We start from the raw sequence: 8,582 nt of genomic DNA, 5'->3' as shown, positions 1-8,582 counted from the left end.
CGTTGACGAGGAACAGGCCGCGCCCGTGCTCGTCGGAGGGGGTGGGGGCGTGGAGGGACGGTCGGCCGCTGCCTGCGTCGTGGACTTCCAGCCGGAGGCGGGAGTTGATCAGGGTGAAGCGGATCTCGATGTGGCGGTCGTCGGGGGCGTCGGAGTGCTGGACGGCGTTGGCGAAGAGCTCACCGAGCAGGAGTTCGGCGGTGTCGGCGTAGCGGTCGCCGGAGGGCAGGCCCGCGAGATAGGCCCGGAGCAAGTACCTCGCCAGGGGCGTGGATTCGATGCAGGAGTCGAGACGCGCGACGAAGGCACGGGGCCGGCGGGACATGAGCATGGGGACACCTCATGGGGGCAGAGGGGGCGTGCGACAGGAGCGCGCACAGTCACGCTGTGCATGCAGATGATTGCGTTCCGGTCTCAATGATCCGGGCTTCGGATGTACGGTGATGGCCGAAATCAGGTACCACGCACCTGCGGTACGTCAGGGGGTCTGACATGGCACACCGGCGACTCGTCAACGAGGTGACGGCCAGTTCGGCGCGGTTGTTCGGCGAAGAGCTGCGCTTCTACCGGGAGGCGACGGGCTACACGCAGGAGCAGTTGGCGAAGCTGCTGCACTCCACCAGGCCGAATATCACACGGTTTGAGTCCGGCAAGAGGCGCATGCCGCCGGACATGGTCATGCAGGCCGACGTACTGCTTGGCGCCGACGGGGCGCTGAAGCGGCTCTGGGATCGGGTGGACTGGAACGCCGAAGTTGAACACCCGGATTGGTTCCAGACTCATGCCGACGCGGAGTCCGAGGCTGTGGCGGCCAGAGTCTTTCAGATCGCGGTGATGAACGGGCTGTTGCAATGCCGCGAGTATGCGGAAGCCGTTTTTGCGGTCAGCGATGCAGCCGGTAAGCCGGAGATGATCAAGCAGCGAACGCAGGCTCGGTTGGCTCGGCAGAAGCGATTCCTGGAGCCGGGCGGGCCGCCCTTGCTGGCGATCCTGGACGAGAGTTGCATTCGAACCGTCTATGGCGGGCCTGGCGTGATGGTGCGTCAGATGGAGCACCTGCTGGCGGTTGCAAAGCTTCCGAACATCGTGATCCAAGTTGTGCCGTTCACGTGTCGACAGGCCAGCGTTGATGTCTCAATGGTGCTGCTGGAGATGCCTGACGGACGAACCTGTGTGTATTCCGAGAGCCTCGATCGCGGGCATTCCAGCGATGTTCCGGAGATCGTTGCGCGGCATCGCTGGAGCTATGATCTGCTCCATGGGGCGGCGCTGCCAGTGGCCGACTCGCTCGCGCTGTTCGCGGATGCGCTGGAAGGGTTCAGGGATGACGAGGAACGAGTTCGACGTGGCCGTCTGGCGCAAGAGCAGCTACAGCGGGGGCAACGGCGGCGACTGCATCGAGGTAGCCCCCGGATTCCCCGGTCTCGTCCCCGTGCGTGACTCCAAGGACCCGCGCGGCCCGGCGCTCGTCTTCCCCTCCGCTGCCTGGGGCTCCTTCATTGCCGCGATTCAGGAGGGTAAGTTCCCTGCATGAGTCTCGTCTGGCGCAAGAGCAGCTACAGCGGGGGCAACGGCGGCGACTGCATCGAGGTAGCCCCCGGATTCCCCGGTCTCGTCCCCGTGCGTGACTCCAAGGACCCGCGCGGCCCGGCGCTCGTCTTCCCGTCCGCCGCCTGGAAGTCGTTCATCGCCGTGATCCGGTCCGGGGACTTCCCTGCGTGAGCCCGCTGCGGCGCCTCCGGGGGCTGTCGGGGTCGGGGCCCTGCCCGTTGTCACACCGCTGGTGTCAACCACCAGATGACAAATGGGAGTTAGTGAAAGCTTCCAATGAGGTCGCGGAGGTTGCCATCCCGCGCTGCCTCACATCCGGGCTTTCAGCGCGTCGACCTCGCAGCCCGGCGCGAAGGGGTCGAAGCCGTGCTCGATCAGCCAGCGGACCGCCAGCAGGCTCCGCAGCGACCACCACGCGTGGATCACGTCGAGGTCGACGTCGACATCGGTGCCATAGCCGGCGATGACGTCGTCGAGGTGCTCCTCGTGGCCGAGCGTGAAGGTGGCGAGGTCGTACAGGGCGTCGCCCTGCCCGGCCTCGGACCAGTCGATGATGCCCGTGACCTCGTCGCCGTCGACGAAGACGTGCGCGATCTGCAGGTCGCCGTGCGTGAACGCCGGGGTCCACGGCCGGAACGCGGCCTCGGCGACCCGGCGGTTGCGGGTGACCAGGTCGACGGGCAGGATGCCGTTCGTCACCAACACCCCGCACTCCTCGTCGAGTTCCGCCGCCAGCACGGCGACGCTCCGGCCCGCCCGGCCGGGCCGGGGTGGCAGTGGCGCGTCGTGCAGCTTCCGGATGGCGGCGCCCGCCGCCGCCCACGCGGCCGGTGACCCGGTCGCCGGCCCGCCGAGGCGCCCGAGCGTCGTCCCGGGGACCGCGGCGAGCGCGAGTACGGGCGGCTTGCGCCACAGCACCTCGGGCGTCGGGACCGGCGCGAGGGACATCGCCTCGACCTCGACGTCGATGCGCGTCTGATCGGCGTCCACCTTCAGGAACACGTCGCCGACGCGCAGGGTCGCGCGCTCGGAATGGGCGACGACGACTTCGACCTCATCCATGGGCGACCAGTATTCCGGGGATCACCGCCGCCGTCGCCGGATTTACGGCGTCCGAGCCGGCAACGTCCGCCCTGCTGACCGAATGTGACGCTCATTCCGGAGCGCGCTCCGGACAGCGCGTGCGTGAGCAGGCCGTCTCCTCCGGAGCCTGTCTCGGCAGTGCGATGAGACGCATCACCTGTCAGGCGGGCACCTCGACCTGATGCGGGACGTGACCACCACCAGGGTCGGTGCAGGTCCGCTGCCGATGGACGGGGCGTCCACACCGATGATCATGAAACCTCACCCTTTCGAGTGTCACCCCGCAAGGCCGCCCGCCTGGACGGGGACGCGGCCACAGACTCTGAACCATGTCGAAATTCCCTGCCGGAGACTTCACCATCGTCAACCAGGACACCGGCCGCTGCCTGCGGGTACGGCTCGGCGGATCCGTGGACTTCAGCGACTACAAGGAGGGCACCAAGTACCTGCTGAGCCGGACCTTCCCCCCGAGCCTTGAGCTGGGGCCGGACGACGGCTCGTGGGCGACCCGCTGGCACTACCGGTACCACGAAGACGGACTGGAGCGTCAGCCGTTCAACCAGATCGCCAGCAGCGCGGTCCGGGAACTGCAGAACATCGGCAACTACAGCGTGTGGATGTACAGCGACCCGCTCGCCGAAGCCGCAGAGGACGCCCGGCTGCGGGAGTGGTACGCCAGCATGCTCAACGACGCGACCGGGGACGTCGCCAAGCGGCTCGACGCGCTGATCCCCCAGGAATGGACCGCCCAGTCCGCGCAGGACTACGAAGCGGAACTGGACCGCTGGAAGCGCGAGGGCAAGCAGTTCGAAGGGAAGCTGGAGGCGCTCAACGGCCGGCAGGCGACCCTGCTGGAGGAGCTCCGGCCCAAGTACGGCAAGTTGCTGCAGGCGCTCCCCAGGCACCTGGACGCGATGGTGGAGGCGTACAAGGGCGCGAAGGGGATCTCCGCCACGATCGATGGAAGGCCGATGAGCAACGAGGAGCTCCAGACGTTCTTCGAGCGCAGCGTCGTCGCGGGGGCGGAGCAGGTGCAGGAGATCGAACTGGAGATGGAGCAGGCCCAACCGCAGGACCTGGAGAGGATGCTGGAACAACAGATCTACCTGATGGAGAGCTCCGGGGCGGCGACCTTGGAGGACCACGTCAAGGCTCTCGGGCTGACGGAGTTGTTCGGGGAGCCACTGAAGGAGGCGCGGCGCACCGAGCACGCCATGGTGGCGGCGCTCAAGGCGGAGGCGCCGGTGCGGGCCTGGCAGCGCCGTGCCCCGCTCAAGGGCCTGGCGCGCTGGAACGACCACTGCGCACTCCTGGCGTTCTACGGGGAGGGCAAGCTCGACGGCACCGACAAGAAGTTCGTCAAGGAGATGCGCGCCTACCTCGCCGCGGCCGAGAAGGACGGGATCACCAAGCCGGTGAGCCGCGTCGGCTCCCGGACGCAGATGTACGGCTGTGGCGCCATGCGGTACGCGGGCAGCACCTACCGGTGGGACTACGACGGCACCTACATCACCGCCTCGGACAGCAAGACCGTGCCGTCGGAGCGGACCTACTGGACCGACGACGACGGCCGCCTGGTCGGCAAGGCCAAGGGCGGCGCCGGCCAGAAGTGGACCATCGCCTCCTACAAGGCGCCGGCCGAGTCCCCCGACAAGGGCGGGGCCGACATCACCGGTGTCGCCGCCGAGGTCCTCTTCACCGGTCTGTTCGGGCCGATCGCCAGCATCTTCCGCCGCGCGTAACACCCGTACCGGCCCCGCGCCGGTGCTCTTCCCCGCGCCCTCCCCACCACGCTGGGGAGGGCGCTCCCTCTTGCCGAGGAGGGAGGAAGCGACCCGGGCTCGATGCCGCTCAGCCGGTCGCGAGCGCCGCGACGAGCGCGAACGCGATCAACGCCAGGAACAGCGCCGGCAGCGCCGCGATGCCCAGGAACACATAGGCGGCCCGCTTGGCGGCTGGCGTGCCGTGCTCCCTCAGAGCGGCGAAGCAGACCAGCGCCACCGCGACCACCGGCACCGACCAGAACCCGAGGAACAGCCCATCCGGCATCTCCACCCCTTGCCACGCCGATGCAGGGCGATCGTAGTGCGATCCCGCCGTCTCGTTCTCCGTGGACGCCGGTCAGGTGGCGACGACGGTGGCCGCGGCCCCGCCGCGGTCGAGCTCGGCGTCGTAGATGTGCACGACCACGTTCACCGAGGACCTGATCCACGTGTCACCGGGCGAGGTGACGCCCACCGGGATGCTCACGGTCTCCCCGCCGGTGCAGGGGAGCTGGACCGAGCCGACGCCCGACACGGCGGATTGCGTGGCCTGGACGGTGATCTTGACCCAGTCGAATATCGGGAGGCACCGGTAGGTGGCGGAGACGTTCAGCGTCCGCCCGGCATCCGCGACGGTGGCGCCGTTGACGCCTATGGAGAGTCCTCCGGCGCTCGCGGGTGCGGCTGCGAGGACCGTGCTCGCCATGGCAAGGGCGGGGACGGCCAGGAAACGGGCGAACTTGGTACGGGTAGGTGCGCTCATGACAACCTTCTCTCCGGCAGTGGCAACGGACGGGATGGGGTGATCTAGGGGAGCTTCCGAGCCCCCCATGCTGCGGTTCGCCACTGACCCGGGAGCCAGAAGAGTTGTGGATGTCCGGAATGACACCGCGATGTGGCGTGGAGCCGCCCACACGCTCAGGATGACTCGATGAACGTCCGTTGCTCGTCGGCGAGTTGATCACGGCATCAGACGGCCTGAGCCTCGATCGGTGCGGCCGACCTGGCGGCCTGCTCGATCCTCGCGAAGTAGGCCGCACGGGCTTGCCCGTCGATCCGCTTCGCGTGTTCGGGGCGCATGCCGGTCCGGCCGTCGAGGCTCTCGCGGAGGATGTCGGCGTGCCCGGCATGGCGGTTGGACTCGCCGAGGACATGGACCATGACGGCGAACAGGTTCGTGCCGGCATGAGGCTCCGGCCACCACGGCACGTGGCCCGGGGCGTCGAGGGGGAGTTCGTTGATCGTCGCGTCCGAGTGTTCCCATGTGCGCTGGTAGAACCCGATGATCTGATCGCGGGTCTCGTCCTCGGTCGCCCACAGATCGCCGCCGTCGGAGTCCTGCCACCGGGGCAGCGGTTCCGGGGAAGGGCGGTCGAAGACCTCGCCGAAGTACCTGGCCTCGACGGTGGCCACGTGTTTGACCAGGCCGAGGAGGTTGGTCCCGGACGCTGTCAGAGGTCGGCGGGCGTCGTATTCGGACAGGCCGTCGAGTTTCCAGAGCAGTGCCTCGCGGTCCCGCCGCAGTCGCCCGTGCAGGTTGTCCTTCGCGAATTCATCGATCATGCGCCATGAGGCTGCCATGGACTGCTCGTGGCCTCAAGATCCCGTACGCCCGGCAGAGCCGAGGCCTGGCCCTGGCCGCGGCCCTGACCTGCTGCAAGAAGCCCGCGAGACGTGCCACCTGAGACAATGTCCGTACACCCGGGACGGTCGTCGAACAGGCGGCGCGGAACAGCCGAGTCGGAACACCGAAGGCGCGTCCCGCTGTTAGCTTGCTGCCATGGCTCTCAACAGTGCGTACGAAGAACTCGGTACACGGTTCGTGCAGCAGTACTACGTCGACTTCGACAAGCGAAGCTCGTCCGGTTCCGGGCTGGCCGCGCTGTACGCGGACGAGGCGATGCTCACCTTCGACGGCGAGCAGCGCCAGGGGCGGCAGTCCATCATGACGAAGCTCCTGGGGCTTTCCTTCACCACGGACGCTCGTCTCCTGACCAGCGTCGACAGCCAGCCCTTGCCCGACGAGGGCGTCCTCGTCACCGTCATCGGCAAGCTCTCGGTCGACGACTCGGTCATCAACTACAGCGACACCTTCGTACTGACGCCCGTCGAGCACCATTTCGCCATCACCCAGCACATCTTCCGCACCGTCACCACCTGAGGCGGCCCGCGACGGACGACGAGCCGGCGGGGCCCGGCCCGCCCCGGCTACCCCCCCGCTGACGTACACCGTCAGCGGGAGCGACCTGCTGCCGCCCGTCTGACCGTGAGGGGAGCATCGGGGGCGAGTCGGTCGGCGAGTCGTCGGCGGGGGCGGAAACCGGGCACCGGCGTGGCGATGAGTTTTCCGGCCCCGGAAGGTCTACACCTCGACCGGGACGACCACCTCACCCCCCCACCGGGAGCACAGACATGGGCCTCATCCAGATCGAACTGTTCGCGACCCTCGACCTCGTCGGGCAGGCGCCCGGCGGACCTGACGAGGACCCGGAGGGGTGCCCGTACGGCGGCTGGCAGGCACCCCTGCTGAACGAGGTCACCGGCGCGCAGATCCTCGCCGCGTACGAGGGCACGGACGCCCTCCTGCTCGGCCGGCGGACCTACGACCTCTTCGCCTCCTACTGGCCGCAGCAGAAGGAGGGCGAGATCGCCGAACTCTTCAACCGCGTCCCGAAGTACGTGGCCTCCCGGGGCACCCCCGACCTTCCGTGGGCCGGATCCACGCTGCTCGGCCCGGACCTGGCCGGCGCGGTGCGCGAGGTCCGCGACCGGCACCGGAACGTGAAGGTCGTCGGGAGCCTGAACCTGGTGCAGACCCTCCTGCGCGAGAAGCTCTTCGACCGGTTCGACCTGTGGGTGCACCCCATCGTGCTCGGCGTCGGGAAGAAGGTCTTCGACGACGGCGCGGTGCCCACCAACCTCACGCTCCTCGAACCGCCGGTGGCGGGCGCGCAGGGCACCGTGTACCTGCGCTACGGGCTCGCCGACGGCACGCCGAGGACCGGCGACATGAGCCTGCCCGACCGGGGCCTCGGGCACGACGACGCCCGGTGACCCGGGATGGCCACCGTCTCCGTCAACGGGACCGCCCTGGGCGTCGAGTCGTTCGGTGACGTCGACGCGCCGCTCGTCCTGCTCGCGGGCGGGCCGACGATGCTCTCCTGGCCTGACGCGCTCTGCGAACGCCTCGCCGCCGGCGGGCGCCGCGCCGTGCGCTACGACCTGCGCGACAGCGGGGAGTCGACGACGACGGACCCGCGGGCACCCGGCTACACCCTGCGCGACCTCGCCGCCGACGCGGCGGCCCTCGCCCACGCCCTCGGCGGGGCGCCCGCGCACCTCGCCGGGACCGGCGTCAGCGGGATGGTCGCCCAGGTCGCCGCGCTCGACCACCCGGGCGCGTTCTCCGCGCTCACCCTGGTCAACACCCGCGCCGTCGCCCCCGGCCCGCCCGACGACGACCTCCCCGACCACGACCGGGCGACGATGAGCCGCCTGTTCGCCCGCCCGGCGCCCGACTGGAGCGACCGCGCGGCGGTCGCGGAGTTCGCCGCCGCCGGCGCGGAGATCCTCGGCGACGACCCGATCACGGCCCGCGCCGTCGCCGCGCGTATCTGGGACCGCACGCCCGGCACCGCGCCCCCGGTCCAGACGGCCAACCACCTGGGCACCGTGTTCGCCGGGCTGGACTGCACACCCCGCTGGCGCGAGCGCCTGCCGGGGATCGGGGTACCCACCCTCGTCGTCCATGGCCGCCGCAACCGGTTCTTCCCCGTCGGCAACGGCGAGGCGATCGCGCGCGCCGTCCCCGGGGCGCGACTGCTCGTCCTCGACGAGGGCGCCACCGCGATCCCCGACGCGGCGGTCGGCGCGGTCGCCGAGGCGATGCTCGCGCTCGGGTAGCGGGTAGCGGACGGCGGTTGGTGGGCGGTGCCCCCGCGGAGCGGCTGCGCCAGGCGCGGGAGGGGACCGGCGGGCCGATCGGCCGAGGCGGGCCGGAGGATCCGTACGGGCGCGCGTGGACGGCGGGCGCCGGAGCGATCATCCCGGGCGGAAGGGCGGGATGACGGCCCGTCGGGGGTGCTAGAACCGTCGACGGCTGTGAACGCCCACCGGCGAACGCCGCCCCCCGTACCGTGCAACTCCTCGACGAGGGAGATTCCCAATGATGTTGTCAAGCCAGGG

General features: G+C 69.7%; 12 protein-coding genes. 7 read left to right on the top strand and 5 right to left on the bottom strand.

Annotation, left to right across the window (positions count from 1 at the left end; translation table 11 throughout):
• Positions 1 to 331: ATP-binding protein (locus AE652_RS05010; RefSeq protein WP_199823047.1), on the bottom strand; the 331-nt coding region annotated here is incomplete at its 3' end.
• 161 nt (positions 332 to 492) lie between these two features.
• Here AE652_RS05010 and AE652_RS05005 point away from each other — a divergent pair.
• Genes AE652_RS05005 through AE652_RS05000 form a run of 3 tightly spaced genes read left to right on the top strand, consistent with a single transcriptional unit; the run spans position 493 to position 1,722 of the window.
• Positions 493 to 1,440: a helix-turn-helix transcriptional regulator gene (locus tag AE652_RS05005; RefSeq protein ID WP_063780059.1), complete on the top strand. Its 948-nt coding sequence runs from the start codon at positions 493 to 495 to the stop codon at positions 1,438 to 1,440.
• On the top strand, positions 1,397 to 1,534 hold the full coding sequence (locus tag AE652_RS47885; protein ID WP_369808269.1) for a DUF397 domain-containing protein: 138 nt from the start codon (positions 1,397 to 1,399) through the stop codon (positions 1,532 to 1,534). The genes AE652_RS05005 and AE652_RS47885 overlap by 44 nt, the downstream gene beginning before the upstream one ends.
• The gene (locus tag AE652_RS05000; RefSeq protein ID WP_049649905.1) at positions 1,531 to 1,722 is read left to right on the top strand and encodes a DUF397 domain-containing protein; all 192 of its coding nucleotides are present in this window, start codon (positions 1,531 to 1,533) and stop codon (positions 1,720 to 1,722) included. Before AE652_RS47885 ends, AE652_RS05000 begins: the two co-directional genes overlap by 4 nt.
• Before the next feature lie 138 nt (positions 1,723 to 1,860).
• Here AE652_RS05000 and AE652_RS04995 read toward each other — a convergent pair whose 3' ends face one another.
• On the bottom strand, positions 1,861 to 2,613 hold the full coding sequence (locus AE652_RS04995) for a phosphotransferase family protein (RefSeq protein ID WP_049649904.1): 753 nt from the start codon (positions 2,611 to 2,613) through the stop codon (positions 1,861 to 1,863).
• 350 nt (positions 2,614 to 2,963) lie between these two features.
• Here AE652_RS04995 and AE652_RS04990 point away from each other — a divergent pair, with 350 nt between their 5' ends.
• Positions 2,964 to 4,376, top strand: coding sequence for a hypothetical protein (locus AE652_RS04990; RefSeq protein WP_049649903.1), 1,413 nt, complete (start codon positions 2,964 to 2,966; stop codon positions 4,374 to 4,376).
• Between the two features lie 109 nt (positions 4,377 to 4,485).
• Here the strand turns inward: AE652_RS04990 and AE652_RS04985 are convergent, their stop codons facing one another.
• The 3 genes from AE652_RS04985 to AE652_RS04975 form a co-directional block, all read right to left on the bottom strand.
• Positions 4,486 to 4,683, bottom strand: coding sequence for a hypothetical protein (locus tag AE652_RS04985; RefSeq protein ID WP_049649902.1), 198 nt, complete (start codon positions 4,681 to 4,683; stop codon positions 4,486 to 4,488).
• Between the two features lie 72 nt (positions 4,684 to 4,755).
• On the bottom strand, positions 4,756 to 5,160 hold the full coding sequence (locus tag AE652_RS04980; RefSeq protein ID WP_049649901.1) for a hypothetical protein: 405 nt from the start codon (positions 5,158 to 5,160) through the stop codon (positions 4,756 to 4,758).
• A 206-nt stretch (positions 5,161 to 5,366) separates the two neighbouring features.
• Positions 5,367 to 5,960: a DinB family protein gene (locus AE652_RS04975; RefSeq protein ID WP_049649900.1), complete on the bottom strand. Its 594-nt coding sequence runs from the start codon at positions 5,958 to 5,960 to the stop codon at positions 5,367 to 5,369.
• Positions 5,961 to 6,177: 217 nt separating this feature from the next.
• Between AE652_RS04975 and AE652_RS04970 the strand changes: the two genes are divergently transcribed.
• From AE652_RS04970 to AE652_RS04960, 3 genes are all read left to right on the top strand, one after another.
• On the top strand, positions 6,178 to 6,558 hold the full coding sequence (locus AE652_RS04970) for a nuclear transport factor 2 family protein (RefSeq protein WP_082345259.1): 381 nt from the start codon (positions 6,178 to 6,180) through the stop codon (positions 6,556 to 6,558).
• 251 nt (positions 6,559 to 6,809) lie between these two features.
• Complete coding sequence (locus AE652_RS04965) at positions 6,810 to 7,451, top strand: dihydrofolate reductase family protein (RefSeq protein WP_049649898.1); 642 nt, start codon at positions 6,810 to 6,812, stop codon at positions 7,449 to 7,451.
• A gap of 6 nt (positions 7,452 to 7,457) precedes the next feature.
• Positions 7,458 to 8,300 carry an alpha/beta fold hydrolase gene (locus AE652_RS04960; protein ID WP_049649897.1) on the top strand — a complete coding sequence of 281 codons (843 nt, stop codon included), beginning with the start codon at positions 7,458 to 7,460 and terminating at the stop codon, positions 8,298 to 8,300.
• The last annotated feature ends 282 nt before the right edge of the window (positions 8,301 to 8,582 follow it).

Origin of the sequence: Kitasatospora sp. MY 5-36 (genome assembly GCF_001182915.1) — a bacterium.
GTDB lineage: Bacteria > Actinomycetota > Actinomycetes > Streptomycetales > Streptomycetaceae > Kitasatospora.
This window is presented reverse-complemented; position numbering and strand designations above follow the sequence as displayed.